The organism is Chryseobacterium sp. (genome assembly GCF_008014695.1).
Lineage (GTDB): Bacteria > Bacteroidota > Bacteroidia > Flavobacteriales > Weeksellaceae > Kaistella.
This window is the reverse complement of the sequence record NZ_VOXE01000002.1, coordinates 567,840-584,388: the sequence shown is the minus strand read 5'-3', so window position 1 is coordinate 584,388 and position 16,549 is coordinate 567,840. Positions and strand designations below refer to the sequence as shown.

Annotated in this window: 16 protein-coding genes; 10 read left to right on the top strand and 6 right to left on the bottom strand. The window is 37.3% G+C overall.

From position 1 onward, the window contains the following. Positions 1 to 3: 3 nt before the first annotated feature. The gene (locus FUA25_RS07130) at positions 4 to 3,927 is read right to left on the bottom strand and encodes a T9SS type B sorting domain-containing protein (RefSeq protein ID WP_147756205.1); all 3,924 of its coding nucleotides are present in this window, start codon (positions 3,925 to 3,927) and stop codon (positions 4 to 6) included. A gap of 186 nt (positions 3,928 to 4,113) precedes the next feature. Here FUA25_RS07130 and FUA25_RS07125 point away from each other — a divergent pair, with 186 nt between their 5' ends. Both FUA25_RS07125 and FUA25_RS07120 read left to right on the top strand, forming a co-directional pair. Continuing rightward, complete coding sequence (locus tag FUA25_RS07125; RefSeq protein WP_147756204.1) at positions 4,114 to 5,490, top strand: DUF1800 family protein; 1,377 nt, start codon at positions 4,114 to 4,116, stop codon at positions 5,488 to 5,490. Between the two features lie 36 nt (positions 5,491 to 5,526). After that, positions 5,527 to 6,714, top strand: coding sequence for a DUF1501 domain-containing protein (locus tag FUA25_RS07120; protein WP_147756203.1), 1,188 nt, complete (start codon positions 5,527 to 5,529; stop codon positions 6,712 to 6,714). Positions 6,715 to 6,939: 225 nt separating this feature from the next. Here FUA25_RS07120 and FUA25_RS07115 read toward each other — a convergent pair whose 3' ends face one another. Further along, positions 6,940 to 7,941, bottom strand: coding sequence for a helix-turn-helix transcriptional regulator (locus FUA25_RS07115; protein WP_147756202.1), 1,002 nt, complete (start codon positions 7,939 to 7,941; stop codon positions 6,940 to 6,942). Beyond that, on the bottom strand, positions 7,928 to 8,275 hold the full coding sequence (locus tag FUA25_RS07110) for a HopJ type III effector protein (protein WP_147756201.1): 348 nt from the start codon (positions 8,273 to 8,275) through the stop codon (positions 7,928 to 7,930). The genes FUA25_RS07115 and FUA25_RS07110 overlap by 14 nt, the downstream gene beginning before the upstream one ends. A 93-nt stretch (positions 8,276 to 8,368) precedes the next feature. On the opposite strand from FUA25_RS07110, the gene FUA25_RS07105 reads away from it, so the two are divergent. Next, complete coding sequence (locus tag FUA25_RS07105) at positions 8,369 to 9,748, top strand: RtcB family protein (RefSeq protein WP_147756200.1); 1,380 nt, start codon at positions 8,369 to 8,371, stop codon at positions 9,746 to 9,748. 237 nt (positions 9,749 to 9,985) lie between these two features. Beyond that, complete coding sequence (locus FUA25_RS07100) at positions 9,986 to 10,534, top strand: hypothetical protein (protein WP_147756199.1); 549 nt, start codon at positions 9,986 to 9,988, stop codon at positions 10,532 to 10,534. 163 nt (positions 10,535 to 10,697) lie between these two features. Here FUA25_RS07100 and FUA25_RS07095 read toward each other — a convergent pair whose 3' ends face one another. Next, on the bottom strand, positions 10,698 to 10,814 hold the full coding sequence (locus FUA25_RS07095; RefSeq protein ID WP_228411669.1) for a HopJ type III effector protein: 117 nt from the start codon (positions 10,812 to 10,814) through the stop codon (positions 10,698 to 10,700). 280 nt (positions 10,815 to 11,094) lie between these two features. Here FUA25_RS07095 and FUA25_RS07090 point away from each other — a divergent pair, with 280 nt between their 5' ends. The 3 genes from FUA25_RS07090 (at position 11,095) to FUA25_RS07075 (ending at position 13,283) form a co-directional block, all read left to right on the top strand. After that, entirely contained in the window at positions 11,095 to 11,388 is a 294-nt protein-coding gene (locus FUA25_RS07090) for a hypothetical protein (RefSeq protein ID WP_147756198.1), read from the top strand. A 455-nt stretch (positions 11,389 to 11,843) separates the two neighbouring features. After that, positions 11,844 to 12,527 carry a hypothetical protein gene (locus tag FUA25_RS07080; RefSeq protein ID WP_147756197.1) on the top strand — a complete coding sequence of 228 codons (684 nt, stop codon included), beginning with the start codon at positions 11,844 to 11,846 and terminating at the stop codon, positions 12,525 to 12,527. Between the two features lie 321 nt (positions 12,528 to 12,848). Then, the gene (locus FUA25_RS07075) at positions 12,849 to 13,283 is read left to right on the top strand and encodes a DUF4304 domain-containing protein (protein ID WP_147756196.1); all 435 of its coding nucleotides are present in this window, start codon (positions 12,849 to 12,851) and stop codon (positions 13,281 to 13,283) included. Between the two features lie 118 nt (positions 13,284 to 13,401). Here the strand turns inward: FUA25_RS07075 and FUA25_RS07070 are convergent, their stop codons facing one another. Beyond that, on the bottom strand, positions 13,402 to 13,581 hold the full coding sequence (locus tag FUA25_RS07070; RefSeq protein ID WP_228411668.1) for a HopJ type III effector protein: 180 nt from the start codon (positions 13,579 to 13,581) through the stop codon (positions 13,402 to 13,404). Positions 13,582 to 13,743: 162 nt separating this feature from the next. On the opposite strand from FUA25_RS07070, the gene FUA25_RS07065 reads away from it, so the two are divergent. Further along, positions 13,744 to 14,421: an XAC2610-related protein gene (locus tag FUA25_RS07065; protein ID WP_147756195.1), complete on the top strand. Its 678-nt coding sequence runs from the start codon at positions 13,744 to 13,746 to the stop codon at positions 14,419 to 14,421. Positions 14,422 to 14,543: 122 nt separating this feature from the next. Here the strand turns inward: FUA25_RS07065 and FUA25_RS13465 are convergent, their stop codons facing one another. After that, a complete protein-coding gene (locus FUA25_RS13465) occupies positions 14,544 to 14,639 on the bottom strand; it encodes a HopJ type III effector protein (protein WP_147756194.1) in 96 nt (31 codons plus the stop codon). Between the two features lie 136 nt (positions 14,640 to 14,775). Between FUA25_RS13465 and FUA25_RS07055 the strand changes: the two genes are divergently transcribed. Both FUA25_RS07055 and FUA25_RS07045 read left to right on the top strand, forming a co-directional pair. Continuing rightward, positions 14,776 to 15,255, top strand: coding sequence for a CPCC family cysteine-rich protein (locus FUA25_RS07055; protein ID WP_147756193.1), 480 nt, complete (start codon positions 14,776 to 14,778; stop codon positions 15,253 to 15,255). Positions 15,256 to 15,664: 409 nt separating this feature from the next. Beyond that, on the top strand, positions 15,665 to 16,342 hold the full coding sequence (locus tag FUA25_RS07045) for a HEAT repeat domain-containing protein (RefSeq protein WP_147756191.1): 678 nt from the start codon (positions 15,665 to 15,667) through the stop codon (positions 16,340 to 16,342). Positions 16,343 to 16,549: the final 207 nt, after the last annotated feature.

Genomic DNA, 16,549 nt, shown 5'->3' with positions numbered 1-16,549 from the left:
CTGTTAATTTACGTTTTTAATTAGCAGCCAACCAGTAAAGATTCTTTTGTCGGAAATTTCAATGACATACCAATAGCTTCCGGTAGGCAATGGGTTTTCGTTCATTTTGCCATCCCAAATAAACTTTTCGGTTTGTATGGTTTTAGAGAAAACAGTTTGACCTTGTCTGTTAACCACTGTTATCTTCGATCCCGGATAATTTTCTATTCCTTTAATATACCAATTATCATTGTAACCGTCGGCATTAGGAGTAATCGTATTCAGTATGCTGAAAATTGTGAAATTCTGTTGGTCTACGAAACATCCATTTGGTGTCCTGACATACACTGTATACTCCTGATTAAGTAAATTTTCGAAAACATTAGAATTTTGCCAGATGGAATTGTCCAGTGAATATTCATAATTACCCGCGGGTGTTATTGTAACTGTTGCTGAACTATTATTGATCGTAACAGCACTAATTTCACCAAAATCGTAATAAGACGCTGTAATGCTTGCCGTACTTTTGCACCCTTCTGCAGTTGTCACCTCAACAGTGTAAATGCCAGGTAGCGAAATACTGATAGAAGGTGTAGTCTCTCCCGTGCTCCATAAATACTTAAAATATCCAGAACCTGCGTTCAGTGTCAAATTTTGGCCTTTACAGAACCTTACCGTGGCAGGAATTTCTATAAACGGTTTCAGATAAAGTATGATTATCAGATCCACTATTTTATAGCAGCCTTCGTTATTACTAACCTTAACTTTAATCGTATTTTGGCCGCTGGTAATAAGATATGCTGCAGGATTATTGATAATATTCCCTGCTCCATCTGAATACTCAAAAATATAATTATTAGAATTAGTGATGAGGTTTTGCTCAAACTGATGCAAATTTATTGTCGCATCACTAGCAAAACTGTTGTTACACAAATGATGAGTGTAATTAGCCGCAGGAATGTTATTAAGTGACAGTGATACTAACACCGGAGTTTTAGCAGAAACACAGCCAGCCACAGATTGGGAGATATAGTACGTTTCACTGTTCACAAGAGGCGTTGTTAATGGCAATACATTGCCGGCCAAATCGTAATACTGTAATGAATTTCCTGTTACAGTTATATCCGCTAAAGTGGGGTTAGATGAAATACAGAAATCCTGGGTGGCAACAGCAACAGGAGGGGCTGTAGTGGTAATCTGGATTAAAAGCGGAATTTTTATGCTTTCACAGTTGTTAATGGTTTGAGTCGCATAGTAAGTCTGTCCGTTCACCAGCAATGTGGTTGAATTTAACAGATTTCCACCAGCATCATACCACTTAATATTTTGTCCGGTGATTTGAATATCAGAGATCTTGGGAAAATTGGCGGCACAGAAAGTCTGAATGGCATTTTGGGTGACTGGCGGTGGAACAGCGGTTATAATCACATTCTGATTTTGGGTTACCGTATTCCCGTTACCATCATCATAACTCCAATGAATAACATAACTCCCCGCTGAGGAGTAAGATAACGGATCTGAAGTTGTAGCGGTAATGGTTCCCGAACAGTTATCGGAAGCAGTGGGAAATAGAGTAATTGCCGTCTGGCAATCCCCTGTGATATCCGGTAAATTGGCAACATTTGGTATTGGTGATACCGTGTCTCCCACCATTACGTTAACGGTAAAACTACCGTCACAAGCTCCCGAGCCGGTAATTTCACAGGTATATATCCCGGAATTGGCAATTGTAGCATTGGGGATCGTTGGATTTTGACTGATTGAAGTGAAGCCGTTTGGCCCGGTCCAGTTATAGGTTGTTCCACCACTCGCATGTAACTGTATTAAAGAATTTACGCAGACCGGAGAATTGGAAGTTATTATTGCAGAAGAGGTGCAGTCTTTGAATTTTGCAATAAAAATGTCATTGGAAGGATGTCCCCCAGTTTGCTGAAAAGTTCCGGGTGTGGCAATTCCAGTGGTATTATTGCTGGACATGCCGGTTAAGTAAATAAAGTCTTCATCATCTTTTGTTACCTCTCCTAATTGAGTACCCCCGTTTCCTCCATAAAATGTACCCCATTGTTTAATGTTGTTGGCGTTGTATTTTATCATAAAGGTTTTAAGTGTGGGACCAGTTTGCTCCATATAAGCACCTGGCGTCGCTATATCGGTTTGATTAATGTGATGTGTGAGACCACTGAAAAACACATTTCCTGCACTATCGATATATGCTGTTAGCTGAACTTGATACTGAAATGGCAATCCAACTTTTGTTATGATATTGTTGTTGAGGTTTATTCTCCATATTCCCGGTACTGTGTAAGTAGGTGCGTTAAGATCAGGAAATTCTCCTGCCAAAATCAAGTTCCCATTTACAATTCTTGCTTCTCGAACAACATCCTGAATGGAATTTCCGAAATAGCTTGACCGCAATAACACTCCCGAATTTGAAAATTTCAAATACAAACCATCAGTTACCCCCGAATTAGTTGCCTGAAAAGGATTAATCATTGGTATAAGTTGAGATCTTGTTGCACCAATTATCTCTAAATCACCCGTGGAAGAGAAGATATTAAAAATTGATGTTGAATAATCTGTTGCACCAAAATAAGTGGACCACAATGTAGTTCCTGATGCATCAACACTTGCAAGAAACCCATCCGTCGATCCATTCGGACTTAGCTTATTCTGCTGTACAGCATTATTAGTCGGAAAATTAGGACTAAAAGTTTGCCCGCCTATATAGATTTTATTCTGATTATAGGAGACTGTGTATAAATAGTCGGGGGAATTTCCAATATAATCTCTCCGGAAAATCAGACCTCCATTAGTGTTAAATTTCGCCAAAACCACATCAATATTACTACCCACTCTGTAAATTTCACCCCCAGCATAAATATTGAAATTTTCATCAAAATCAATATCTCCAAATGCATCATTTTGTGGTGTTCCAAAATAAGTTCCCCAAATTTTTTGCCCGTCTTTACTGATTTTCATAAGAAAAGCATCACTATTTCCGGCTAAATTCTGCTGATATGTTCCTGAGGAAGCAAAATTGGTAACGCTTGTTGTGCTACCGTAAAGATAGCCTTTGTTCTGAGAATCAGTTTTTATGCGGCCATAATCCTCTCCATATCCCCCCGCATAACTCCCCCATATTCTTGTTGGAACGGGGTCAATAATTACTATTTGGTCCGATACCTCCATAGGAGTCTTAAAGCCGAATATCTGGTCGCCTAAATCCTGAAAAGATACTTCAATATTTTCAGTGCGGCCATCATTATTTAAAAGCCAACTGTTCGGAATGTTTTCTTCCAAATCTCCAAACCGCACCTTCATGGTAAGTTTACCATTTGCTATTTGTGCCCTGGCCCCGTTGATTTTCATTTTAATATCTGAAATCTTTCCTCCCGGGTGTATAATAAAATTGTACTCTATAGGTTTAAGGCTATCCTTAGGTTTAAAAAATTTAAGATCAATTTTCGGGTAAATATTTTTATAAAGCAAGCTTTTAAAACGATGTACATTGGTAACACCTTTCTGTGTGCTTTCTAAATTATAATAATTATCATACTCAGCGGTTTTTCCTTCCGGAATTATTACAGGATCAGTATTTGAGCCCATCAATTCTATATCAACCCGGTGTAGCATTTTTTCGTAAAGAAAATCATCAAAATGATAAATTTTCCCTTCAGGAATATTGGTTTCCGGAACGGTTTTATTTTTTGGATTTTGTATTTTTTTTACTTCGTACAGGTCATATGAAAAACCATTTTTACGAAGCTGAACATTTAACCCTGCCGAATGATAGAGGTATTTTACTTCAGCATTTTGTTTGCCGTCCTGATCTACAATCTGTCCTTTATTCTCATAAAACAGGTAATCATTTTGAGGAGTTAATTTTTCCTGTGAAAACATAATAATATGAGTCAAAGTAAATATAAGACAGAGTGTAATTTTCTTCATGAATTAGTTTTGAACAAAAATAAAAAAACAATTGAGGATTATGGATAATTTATGTGGCATTTCAAACTATTTTATAAAAAGCCACTGGATTTATCTCCTCACCTCATCCGACAGGAAATTTTCCTTATCTGCTTTTCCCATTTTAACCTCTTTTAAAACTTATCATCAAACCCTCAAATTGATAGCATGAGTGTTTCCCAACTTCAAAAAAACAAACATCTGCTTTTACGCGCCGGTTTTGGGTCAAATCTTTCTCAGATAAAAAATTTAGCCGGCCGGCCCCTCACCGAAATCTGGAAGAATTTAGCTGCAGATTATCCCTTCAAACCTCTTGAATTAAAAGACGGACCCGAAAATGTAGATTATCAAAAAGTCGCAAAACTCGATGAAGAAGCCAAAAAAACCTTACTTCAGAAAAACCGAAAAAACAATCAGGAAATTAACCTCGCCTTTTTTGATCAGATGGTATATTCCGAAGACCAGCTGAGGGAAAAAATGGCCTTTTTCTGGCATGGTCATTTTGCAACCCGAATTGTAAACTCCAGGTTCAATCTTCAGCTTTTAAATACCATCCGCGAAAAAGCCCTCGGGAATTTTGGCGATTTGCTCCGGGCAGTTTCCCAAACTCCCGCCATGCTGCAGTTTCTCAATAATCAGCAGAATAAAAAAGGCCATCCCAACGAAAATTTTGCCCGTGAAGTCATGGAACTTTTTACTTTGGGTCGCGGTAATTATACTGAAAAAGATATTCAGGAAGGTGCGCGTGCCTTTACCGGCTGGAGTTTTCTTCCCGACGGAAGTTTTTTCGAAAGACCGAAACAACATGATTTTGGCACAAAAACGTTCTTGGGCAAAACAGGAAATTTTGATGGAAACGATGTTTTAAACATTATTCTTGATCAAAAAGCATGTGCCCGATTTATTGTTACCAAAATTTATCAATTTTTTGTCAACGAAAAACCGGATGCCAATATTATTGAGCATTTAAGCGATCGGTTCTATGCATCAAAGTATGATCTTAAAGGTCTGATGACTGAAATATTCACCGCAAAATGGTTTTACAGCCCGGAAAATATTGGAGTAAAAATAAAATCACCCATCGAACTCATGGCAGGAATCATGCGCATTCTTCCCATGCAGATTGAAAAACCCGAAAATTTAATTGTCTATCAGAAATTGCTGGGACAAATGCTGCTTTATCCGCCCAATGTTGCGGGCTGGCCTTCCGGGAAAGCCTGGATCGACAGTTCCACCTTAATGTTAAGATTGCAGATTCCCCAGATTTGGTCGGGTTTAAGACCCTTAGAATTTAAACCCAAAAGTGACGATGATGTAGAAATGGGGATGAAAAATACGCAGAATTATTATAAAAATTTTAAAAACCCCAATATTTCAATTGACTGGCCTGCGGTGGAGGAGGTTTTTAAAGATAAAGAGCCCATCGATATCTTACTTCAGAAAAGCAACTCCCTTTCTGAAAAAACTTCGGAACAGTTTTCCCATAACTCGGTAAAACAGAAAATAATCAACCTCATGTCAACCCCCGAATTTCAGCTTTGTTAATGAATATTTACATAACCAACCTCTAATATCCGAAATATGTTAATCAAAAGACGAGATTTTCTCAAAGTATCTTCTTTGGCTGCGGCTTCACTCATGATTCCCAATTTTCTGCAGGCGATGACTTTGCCCGATGTTTTGGATAAGGAAAACAGGATACTGGTCGTTCTCCAGTTCAGCGGCGGAAATGACGGTTTAAACACCATTATCCCCACGAAAAACGATATTTATTTCCGGGAAAGAGCCACCATTGCCATCAAAGATTCCCTGCGTCTCAGTGATGAAGCAGGAATCAATCCCAGTCTCAGTTATTTTAAAGAGCTTTTTGATGGTGGCGAGCTTGCCGTTTTGAATAATGTAGGCTATCCAAATCCGGACAAATCGCATTTCCGAAGTATGGATATTTGGCATTCCGCCAGCAAAAGTGACGAATTTTTAGAAACAGGTTGGGTCGGTAGATACCTTGATGAAGCCTGTTACCGTTGCGACCATCCGACACAGGCACTCGAAATTGACGACATGTTGAGTTTGGCGCTGAAAGGAAAAGAGAAAAAAGCCTTTGCCTTCAAGGATCCAAGAAGATTATATCAGACCTCGCAGGAAAAATATTTCAAAGCGCTTTACGACACTCATCATCACGACGATGAAACGGTAGAATATCTTTACCAGACAATGGGTGCTACCATCAATAACGCCCAATATATCTTTGAAAAAAGCAAGGCGAAAGCAACCACCGCACTTTATCCCGATTCGGCTTTAGGAAAGGATTTCAAGAACATTGCGTCGCTCATTAATTCTGATATCAATACGAAAGTGTATTATCTTTCCGTCGGAAGTTTCGATACCCATGTGAATCAGAATCAAAAACAGTCCCAGCTTTTTTCCGAAATCAATGAAGCCGTGAAAGCCTTTGTAAAAGATTTAAAATCCCAGCGAAGATTTGAGGATGTTTTAATCATGACGTTCTCCGAATTCGGTCGGCGCGTTTCCCAGAATGCCAGCAGAGGAACCGACCACGGTACCGCTAATCAGATGTTTTTCGTTTCCGGTGGATTGAAAAAGAAAGGAATGCTGAACCAGTTGCCCGATCTGGAAAAGCTCAATGACGGAGATTTAATCTACACCGAAGATTTCCGGAAAGTGTACGCAACAGTTCTGAAAAACTGGCTGGGTGCCGATTCCTCCAAAATTTTAGGCTGGAAAAACGGAATTTACGACTTTGTATAAAAAAACCACCGTTCATCCGGTGGTTTTTTTATTGATATCTTTTCAGTCTTAGAATTCACGTCCCAAAAAGCTTGACCTTCGAACTAAATACCGTCCCACGCAAACTTCATTCCGGATATTTTGGCGGTCGTTTCCATCGGGAATTCTCCAAGGGAGCTTCAGGCATTAAGCCAAAAACGGGAGGAAACCGATTTAGAAATTTAAGGATTCTGTGACTTCACACCATCAAACAATTTTGTAATTGTTCAAAGCCAACTGCAGATTTTTTTCAATCCTTTCCTTTAACTTACTGGGTTTAAGAATGGTGATTGATTCACCCATACCTAAAATCAAACGCTCCAATTCAAAATTAAGCTGCACTCTAATCCGGAAAGTGACGCCACAATCATCTTCTTCTAAAATTTCCTGAGTGCGGTGGAAAGGTTTTGTGATCACATAAGGCGCATTGCGGCTTTCGATCCTGAAAACAACATTTTGGGGCCGTTGCGTCTCCGATACCGTAACTCCAATCACTTCACCGAAATATCGGTCAGCATCAAAATCTTTTTCAATGTACGGGGTTCCCTCTTGTGTTTGGATTTCTTCCATCCGGTCCAACGCCAGGTTATACAGTTTGTTTTTGTGCCAACAGATTAAAAACCAGCGATTATTGTATTCCTTTAGCAACTGTGGGTGAACAGTCATATAACTGGCATCTCTGGCGTTGAAACTTTTATACAGGATCCTTAAAACCTTTTTACTCACCACTGCCTGATAAAGCACATCAATATGCTCCAGACCCTTCAACCGTTCATTTTTGTCCAAATGAATAATCGATTTTTCCTGTACTGACTTTACAGAATCTTCAAGTTTTTGAATGACACCGTTCATCTCTGTAAACATCGAAAAATCCTTAAATTGTTTGAGTATTTGAATCGCATTATTCATCGCTTTCAAGTCCCTTTCGTTTACCTGAATCTGATGGATACTGTATTCTGGATCACTGTAACGGTAATATTTCCTGTCATACACTTCAATCGGAGCTTCGTAACCGAATTTTTCGCTGCGCATGTTCTGAAGGTCTAACTGCACAGTACGTTTGCTTACAAAAGATTCTTTTCCTTCAAATTCAAACAAAGCTTCAGAACATTCGTCTATTAAATCTTCGAGCGTATAGTTTCTGAATTTGTTTTTAAGACACCGGTCTAAAGTTTTGTATCGGATTAATGCGTTCTTATTCGATGACATTTTCTTTCTTTTTCAGCGCTTCAGACTCAAATAAAATACCGTCCCAGCCAAACTTTATGAAATTTCTGATATTCTGATGATCATGGCCGTTTGGATTGTTTAAAACATCTCCCCTGTAAATCTCTCCGAATAGATGCAGCAATTCCGATTCTGAAAGATGATGAATTTTGCCAAAGCTAAAAATCTTGCATGAGCCATTGTTTTGACCGCTTTCATTTACAACCCCACCGTTTGTGAATTTGGATGGTGTAAAAATATAATGATGGTCTATATAAGAAATCACCTCTTTAAACTGTAAGGTTTCCGGCGAGGTTTTAAGTTGTGATAATATCATTGTTATTAATTTTTATAAATGTAGGAAATAATTTCAACTGCGCAAAATGGTTGCGTACATGACTTTTTTCTTTGTATCATCAAATTAAACATTATGAAAATAACAGGAAACGAATTAATCGATTTAGGGTTCAAACCAAAAAAATGGTTTACCGAGGCACTGGTTCACATCAATGAAAACAAACTTGACCACGCTGCGATGACGGAATATCTGGAGCAGTTTAAATCCCCTGATCCAAAACCGCTGCATGCCGATCCGGTTGATTTTATTGTGAACATCAAAGCGGAAAATGAAAATGAAACTGACAATGTTGAAAAAGTCATCAGGACGATGAAAGTATTAATGAAAACACCAACGCTGATGGCGGGTGCAATCATGCCCGATGCTTGCCCAACAGGTCCGGAAGGAAACATTCCGGTAGGCGGTGTCGTGGTTGCGAAAAATGCTATTCATCCTGGATTTCACAGTGCAGATATCTGTTGTTCGGTAATGCTGACCGATTTTGGGAAAAAAGATCCCAAAGAAGTTTTAGATGCTGCCCACTCCATCACTCATTTCGGGTACGGCGGTAGAGACCGGGGTTCACAAATGCCCATGTCGGCTGAACTGATGGATGCCTTCAGGGGAAATTTCTTTCTGAATGATGAGCGTTTAATCAGCATCGCACGTTCGCACATGGGAACACAGGGAGACGGGAACCATTTTCTTTTCGTCGGTATTTCAAAAAATACCGGAAATACGATCATGGTTACCCACCACGGATCACGCGCTCCGGGAGCGATGTTGTATGATAAGGGGATGAAAGTAGCAAACCGCTTTCGGGAAGAGTTATCTCCTGATACATTAAAGGAAAATGCATGGATTCCTTTTGAAACTGAAGAAGGGCGGTCATATTGGGATGCCTTGCAGCTCATCAGAAAATGGACCAAGGAAAATCATGAATCCATCCACAGCGCGACACTGGAAAAACTGAAAATTGAAAAACTGGATCGTTATTGGAATGAGCATAATTTTGTATTCAGAGACGGAGATTTATTCTATCACGCGAAAGGTGCAACACCGCTTGATGACAAATTTATGCCGGATGTTACTGGTCCGCGACTCATCCCACTGAATATGGCAGAACCAGTGTTAATTGTTCAGGGGAAAACCAACGACAGAAATCTTGGCTTTGCGCCGCACGGCGCAGGAAGGAATTTCAGCAGAACCCAGCACAAGAAATCTCTGGCCCATAAAACGACTGAAGAAATCTTCGAAGAAGAAACAAAAGGTCTGGACATCCGGTTTTTCACCAACGACGTTGATATCTCGGAACTTCCGAGCGCCTATAAAAGCGCAAAGAATGTAAGAGCCCAAATTGAAGAATATGGTCTTTGTGAAATCATTGACGAAGTGTTGCCTTTCGGATGTATAATGGCGGGTGATGTTCAGAAAAACGCACCTTGGAAAAAGAAGAAAAAATTCAGGAAATAAAAAAACCACCGGATAATCGGTGGTTCTTTCATTTTATATCTTTTCAGTCTTGGAATCCCTTCCAAAGCTCCTCTTCAATCAAGATTAGGTTCCTTCCAATTTCATAAAATTCCGGATATTTTGGTGGTCATTTGCATTGATCGTCTGTTGATTCATTTTTATCGAAACTTGCATATATTTGATTGCCAACTAAGATCACATTCATAAGAGACATATATACAAGTCATGCAATATTCTATGAAAAAGTCCGAAACCAAAGGAAGTCAAATATTTAAAATAATTTTTTATTCAGTAATAATTGCAAGTTTATTCGGAGCGATTCATAATCAAATATCTTATTCAGTTTCTTCAGAATTCTTCACAAATTTTCTTTTCGGAAATTTTGGCACCCATGAATGGAATTTAAAAAATAACAGACTTGAAGCATCAATTGTAGGAATAATTGGTTCGTACTGGGTTGGATTAATTCTCGGAATAATTTACATAATAGTTTTTCTCTTTATGAGAACCGAAAATAATTTTAAAGATATCATTAATGCAATTTTAATAAATATTGGCTGTGCATTTCTTGGAAGTTTTATTGCATATTTGATTGCAAAATATTTAATTGATTACGAAAATAGTGGAGTTTTCATTGATTTTGGAACTCAAAATCCGCAAAATTATCTTGAAGCAGCTTTTATGAATACTGGAAGTTATATCGGTGGAATTTTAGGAGTTATTGCTGGAATTATTTACTTGTTGAAAAAAAATAGTAACTACGAAAATAAAAAGAACAGATTATAACACGGCATTTCTACAACCGTGTAAAGTTTGTTCGAAGATTTTAGCAGTTAATAAAGTTCTTAGCAAGTAGAAAGTTTTCGTATTTTTTTCCGGCCTTCGGCAATACCCGCACCTTTGGCGCTCAAATCCTGCTTCATCGCAGCCAAACCATCCCGGGAATTTTCTAACTGCTCACTTCTGCTTTCAAAGCTTCCCCTTCAAACGAAATTCCGTCCCACCCGAACTCCATAAAATTCCGGATATTTTGCTGGTCATTTACATTGATCGTCTGTTGATTCATTGTTATCAAAACTTGCTTATATTTGATTGCCAACTAATATCACATTCAGGAAACCAATACAACATAATGCGGTTATTGGTTTTATGATATGAGACATATATACAAGTTGTGGGCAATTTTAAGATAAAAAATATTATAAAAGAATAAGGATTTGAATGAAGTAAAAATAAATACGAGTAAATTAAAATCCGATATAAATAAATTTAGGATTTCATTAATCATTTTGACTATATTTCAACTGATATATCTCTTGACAATAGTAGGAAGTTTTGTGTTAATAGTGAAATACAAAATAACAGATTCGGGCATAATTTCCCTGTGGATATTTTTAATTTTAGCAGGCGCGATTATTTTAGGATTTTTCAAAATGATATTTACATTTATTGTAATAAAATACGAACGAAAATACATACCAATCACTCAAAAGAAAAATAAAGACAATCTCCTGATGATTATGTTTACAGGTATAATTGGTTTATGGTTGTGGCTTCCAAACAAAAAAGAGACAGATCAAATTATTAAAAAAGTTTACCAAAACAACGAAAATGAGGACGGTAAAACTATTCTGATTTAAAAATCGAAGGAAAGATTGAAAAACATATTTTTAAAAACGAAATAATAAAAGAACTTAAAATAATTACCACATTATAACCGACAATAATTAATAATAGAAAACTGCCCACAACACGGTATTTATATTAGCGGGGTTGAAGTTTACATCATAAAGATTTTCGCTAAATGTTGCGCGCAGCCAAAGCATCCCGGGAATTTTCTAAATTCTCACTTCTGCTTTCAAAGCTTCCCCATCAAACGAAATCGCCTCCCACCCAAACTCAATAAAATTCCGGATATTTTGGGGTCATTTACATTGATCGTCAGTTATTTCATTATTATCGGAACTTGCTTATATTTGATTGCCAACGAAGATCACACTCATGAGACCAATACAACATAATACGGTTGTGTTGGAATGATTATATGAGACATATATACAAGTTATCTGTAATTTTAAAACAAGCCGTCACCGAAATGAAAGAATTAAAGAGATATTTTATAATTTGGTGGATTCCTATAATCGCATATATTATTCCCTACTTAATCTACGTTTTAGGAACATTATTTAAAAATGATGATGTAATTGATATAGCGCTAATTTTCTTCTACTTAAATATTCTTGGAAATATAGTTTCGGGCATTGTTCAAATTTATCTCAAAAAATGGTTTCTGTTAATACCTCAATTTTTGATTTCAGGTTTTTTGTTCTTTTCCGTTTCTGTTTATTTCACTTTTTCACCACCTGATTATTATGGTGCTAATAAAAAAATTCCTGAAAATATTAGATTCGACAAACCCTTAAATCGAGAAATAACCATAAGTGACTTAAAAGAAAATGATTTTAAATTAGCAGAAATTTCACAACCTGGAATTTATAATTATTACACAAACTATCAACCAAAAGAATTAGGGATATTTTTTATCAAAGCCTATGAAATAACTTCCAATGATAGATTATCTGAAGAAAGAATGACCGACCGCTCTAAAATAATTGTTGACAGTTTAAACAGAGGTTTACATTCTGGCGAATTTACAATTTACGAAGGTTCTTGGGGTGACAAATATGGAGCAAGAATTGAACTTTGGTACGAACCCAACACAGGAAAATCTTATAAAGTTGCGGTAAAAAACTATATTGTAGAAGGTTGGATGAGATAAAAACAACCGCTAACAGGATATTCCTACAACCGGGTTTAAGTTTTCAGTTGAAGATTTTAGCGATCACACCAGCTTCCCCGCAGCCAAAGCATCCCGGAAATTTTCTAGGTTCTCGCTTCTGCTTTTAAAGCTTCCCCTTCAACCGAAATTCCGTCCCACGCAAATTTCATAAAATTCCGGGTATTTTGGGGTCATTACATTTATCGGCTGTTGATAAACTATTATCGAAACTTGCTTATATTTGATTGCATATATACAAGTTTAGCGGCAAGTGTATCGACGACGAAACAACCATACGACTTACAAAAACAGAAAGAAAATATGAATAATTCGGACAAAGACAAAATGATTAAAAACCTGAACGAAATTGTTGTTCCAGCATTACGACAATTAAATTTCAAGGGTTCATTTCCGCACTTTAGACGACTGACAACAGACCGCATAAACCTTTTGACTTTTCAGTTTGACAGACACGGTGGAGGATTTGTAATTGAAATTGCAAATTGCAACTCGACAGGTTATAAAACCTCTCTGGACAGACCAATTGAACCTAACAAATTAACAGCTCACGACTTTAATACAAGAAAAAGAATACAAGCAAATATGAAAACACCAGACAGTTCAACGGACGACTGGTTTCGTTACGACAAAAAGAATTTGTTTGGTTTAGGCGACATTTATAAAAAAGTTTGTAAGGACGTATTAACAAAACTCGACGTCGCAGACGACTATTGGAAAAACGGAGAACTGAACTAACGACAGAACACCAGCCGATAACAGCACCCTTGCAATATGCTGGGGTTCGTGCATTTGCAAGCGCATTTTTTCAGCGGTGTAAACTTTTTGTTGGCGCTTGCCATAACCTGTGGAGCTTTTAATATATATTTGTGGTAGTAGGCAGTGAAGTGCTTTCTAATCCAGCCATCCCGGGAATTTTCTGACTTCTCACTTCTGCTTTCAGAGCTTCCCCTTCGAACGAAATTCCGTCCCACCCAAACTCCATAAAATTCCGGATATTTTGATGGTCATTTACATTTCTAGTCTGTTGATTCATTTTTATTGAAACTTGTTTATATTTGATTGCTACCTTAGATGCCATTTCATGGATCAATTCAACGTAATACGGTTATTGGTATGATGGTAGGAGACATATATACAAGTTAGTAGCTATTTTAAGATGGCATCGAAACAGATAGCAATTTAATACTACCGCAGAATGACAAAACTGACATTTTTCATATTGACAATATTAGGATTAACAATATCGTGTAACAATGGACAACGAAAAGACGGCAAGTCCCCAACCGACAGCATAGCATTAACTAAAATAGACAGTATAACGGAAACTAAATTTGAATCGACAGAAATTGTTTGTGACACAGTGTATCCAAACAAAGTCTACAAAATAAGCCTGATGGCTTTTGACCCAAGGAATGAAGACGAAAAAATTCCAAACACTTTGTTCACTATCAGCAAATTGACAAACGGAAAATATTTGCCAATTTTTTCGGACTCAATTTTCAGCAGAGTTCAAGAAGTTCGTTTTGAGGATTTCAACAATGACAAAGTAAAAGACATTTTAGTGCAAAACTATTCAGACGTAAGAAGTAACTGGACTTATTATTTGTATTTGGCTGATACCGTTCAGGACAAATTCAAAAAAATTAAAGGTTTTGAAGAAATCAAAAACCCGAATTATTTACCACAATACAATCTTATAGACAACTATGTTATGTCGGGTCAAATTTGGACAAGTTTTTATAAAATAACGGGCGACACCATTAAGGATTTTGACATTGTAATTTATGACAACCAAGCAGACAATGGAAGTTATGACCGTGAACACAAAAAAGCTATTAAATCAATATTGACACAAGAAAAAAACAGCCCCTAACAGCGCCTTTGCATTATGGCGGGCGAAGCATCTCTGTGCAGTAAAAAACCTCCCTTTGTCATGCTACCCGCTTCCGCGCACCCAAAGCATCCCGGGAATTTTCTAACTGCTCAATTCTGCTTTCAAAGGTTCCCTTCAAATGAAATTCCGTCCCACCCAAACTCCAGAAAATTCCGGATATTTTGATGACCATTTACATGGAGCGTCTGTTGATTCATTATTATCGAAACTTGCTTATATTTGATTGCTAACTAAGCTCAAATTCATGAGACCAATACAACACATTAGAGTTATTGGTATTATGATAGGAGACATATATACAAGTTAGTGGTCAGCTTAAGAGACAACCTAGAAATGAAAGAGCAAGAACATTATAACGACAATTTTAATCAGAGAAGAGACTTCTTTCAGAAAAACTTTGCAATAAAAATCGGTAAACAAAGAACTGATGTTAAAAGTGAAGACATATTAAAGAACTCTTGCCCAGTTTGTGGTTACTTGACCTTGGACGAGCGGGATTCGTTTGACATTTGTGCTATATGTTTTTGGGAAGACGATGGAATAGATGACTTTGAAGTGAACAATGACAGCGGACCAAACCATATGACACTTAAAGAAGGACGTGAAATTTTCCAAGAAGCAAAAAGAAAACTGTTATCTGCAACCGAAGGTGACAACTTAATTGATACTCTGAAAAACAAATTTTTAAACCTAGACAATTCAATTGAACTAGAAAATTTAGACAAGTCTGAAATAGTTAGATTACAAAACGAAATAGTTGACTTGCTGACTAAGAACAAAGTATATGGACTTGAAAAACTGTTTGACAAATAAAAGCCGAACCGCTAACAGCACCAATAAGAAATTGACGGTTCAGTGGTAATTGAACATTGAGCTTCGTATCAGCAGACAGTTTTCGTCTCCAAAATCGACAACTTCCTGTAGCTGCAAAACATTAGCGCTCAAACCGTCCTTCATCGCAGCCTAAAGCATCCTGGGAACTTTCTAACTGCTCCCTTCTGCTTACAAAGCTTCCCTTCAAACGAAATTCCCTCCCACCCAAACTCCTTAAAATTCCGGATGTTTTGGTGGTGATTTACATTGCTCGTCTGTTGGTTCATTATTATCGAAACTTGCTTATATTTGATTGCTCACGAAGATCACATTGATGAGACCAATACGACATAATACAGTTGTCTTGGTACTATTGTATGAGACATATATAAAAGTTAGTGACAACCGTATGGCGACTACAATCAAGAAAATATTACCCTACTTTTTGACCTCAATTTTTGCGGTTGGGCTTTGGTGGATTTTGACGTGGACTGACAATTATGCTTGGAACCCAGTTGGAAAAGAATTGTTAATGCTTGAAATTGCTCTTATTTCAATTTTCTATTACAAGACACTTTTTTGGTTAGTTATCGCAAACGTGACAGTTTTTACTGTTAGACAATTATTGCGTAAGCACTATAAGACGACTGCTATTAGTGCACTTTTGACAATTTCATTTTATTTCTTCGTTGGACAAGTAGTTGATAAAAAATGTGCTTTTCATTATTATTCTGTTTTTCATAACCAGTCTGTTTCAGAAGAATATATCGACAGACCAATACTTGAAGCAGGTTATCAAATCGGACCAATCGTAACAGAAAATATTGCTGACAAGGAAATGAAATATAGACGTTATGCAATCGGTGGACTTGAAAAAATAGGATACAAACCAGCGACTCCAACGCTAATCAAAATTCTACTTGACAAAAGTGAAATAGACGTATTTAGAGCAGACGCTTACGAAGCATTAACAGCTTTCGACACAGATGAGACAAGGAAAATATTAACTGAATTTAAAAACCAAGCAACCGACTCTCTTGACAAAAAGGTAGTTGGGCTTGGAGAATATTTTATAGACAACAAGTAAATGCAGACAAGAGCGGCAACCACTAAGAGCACATTTGCAATAGGCGGGGTTTAGCTATGCTGATTTTCATTTCGTCCTCAAAAGACTGTTTTGGGGTTTTTCAATATTAGTTTTTCAAATAAGTTTTGTGCTAAAAATCATTGCGATCGGCAATACCGCACCGTTGGCGCTTCTACCCTGCTTCACCGCAGCCAAAGCATCCTGGGA

Coding starts and splice junctions, on each gene's coding strand:
- FUA25_RS07055 (WP_147756193.1), top strand. CDS start 14,776: ATGAAAGAGCAAGAACATTATAACGACAATTTTAATCAGAGAAGAGAC.
- FUA25_RS07080 (WP_147756197.1), top strand. CDS start 11,844: ATGAAAGAATTAAAGAGATATTTTATAATTTGGTGGATTCCTATAATC.
- FUA25_RS07045 (WP_147756191.1), top strand. CDS start 15,665: ATGGCGACTACAATCAAGAAAATATTACCCTACTTTTTGACCTCAATT.
- FUA25_RS07110 (WP_147756201.1), bottom strand. CDS start 8,275: ATGATATTATCACAACTTAAAACCTCGCCGGAAACCTTACAGTTTAAA.
- FUA25_RS07115 (WP_147756202.1), bottom strand. CDS start 7,941: ATGTCATCGAATAAGAACGCATTAATCCGATACAAAACTTTAGACCGG.
- FUA25_RS07120 (WP_147756203.1), top strand. CDS start 5,527: ATGTTAATCAAAAGACGAGATTTTCTCAAAGTATCTTCTTTGGCTGCG.
- FUA25_RS07075 (WP_147756196.1), top strand. CDS start 12,849: ATGAATAATTCGGACAAAGACAAAATGATTAAAAACCTGAACGAAATT.
- FUA25_RS07100 (WP_147756199.1), top strand. CDS start 9,986: ATGAAAAAGTCCGAAACCAAAGGAAGTCAAATATTTAAAATAATTTTT.
- FUA25_RS13465 (WP_147756194.1), bottom strand. CDS start 14,639: ATGAATCAACAGACGCTCCATGTAAATGGTCATCAAAATATCCGGAAT.
- FUA25_RS07125 (WP_147756204.1), top strand. CDS start 4,114: ATGAGTGTTTCCCAACTTCAAAAAAACAAACATCTGCTTTTACGCGCC.
- FUA25_RS07070 (WP_228411668.1), bottom strand. CDS start 13,581: ATGAATCAACAGACTAGAAATGTAAATGACCATCAAAATATCCGGAAT.
- FUA25_RS07095 (WP_228411669.1), bottom strand. CDS start 10,814: ATGAATCAACAGACGATCAATGTAAATGACCAGCAAAATATCCGGAAT.
- FUA25_RS07105 (WP_147756200.1), top strand. CDS start 8,369: ATGAAAATAACAGGAAACGAATTAATCGATTTAGGGTTCAAACCAAAA.
- FUA25_RS07065 (WP_147756195.1), top strand. CDS start 13,744: ATGACAAAACTGACATTTTTCATATTGACAATATTAGGATTAACAATA.
- FUA25_RS07130 (WP_147756205.1), bottom strand. CDS start 3,927: ATGAAGAAAATTACACTCTGTCTTATATTTACTTTGACTCATATTATT.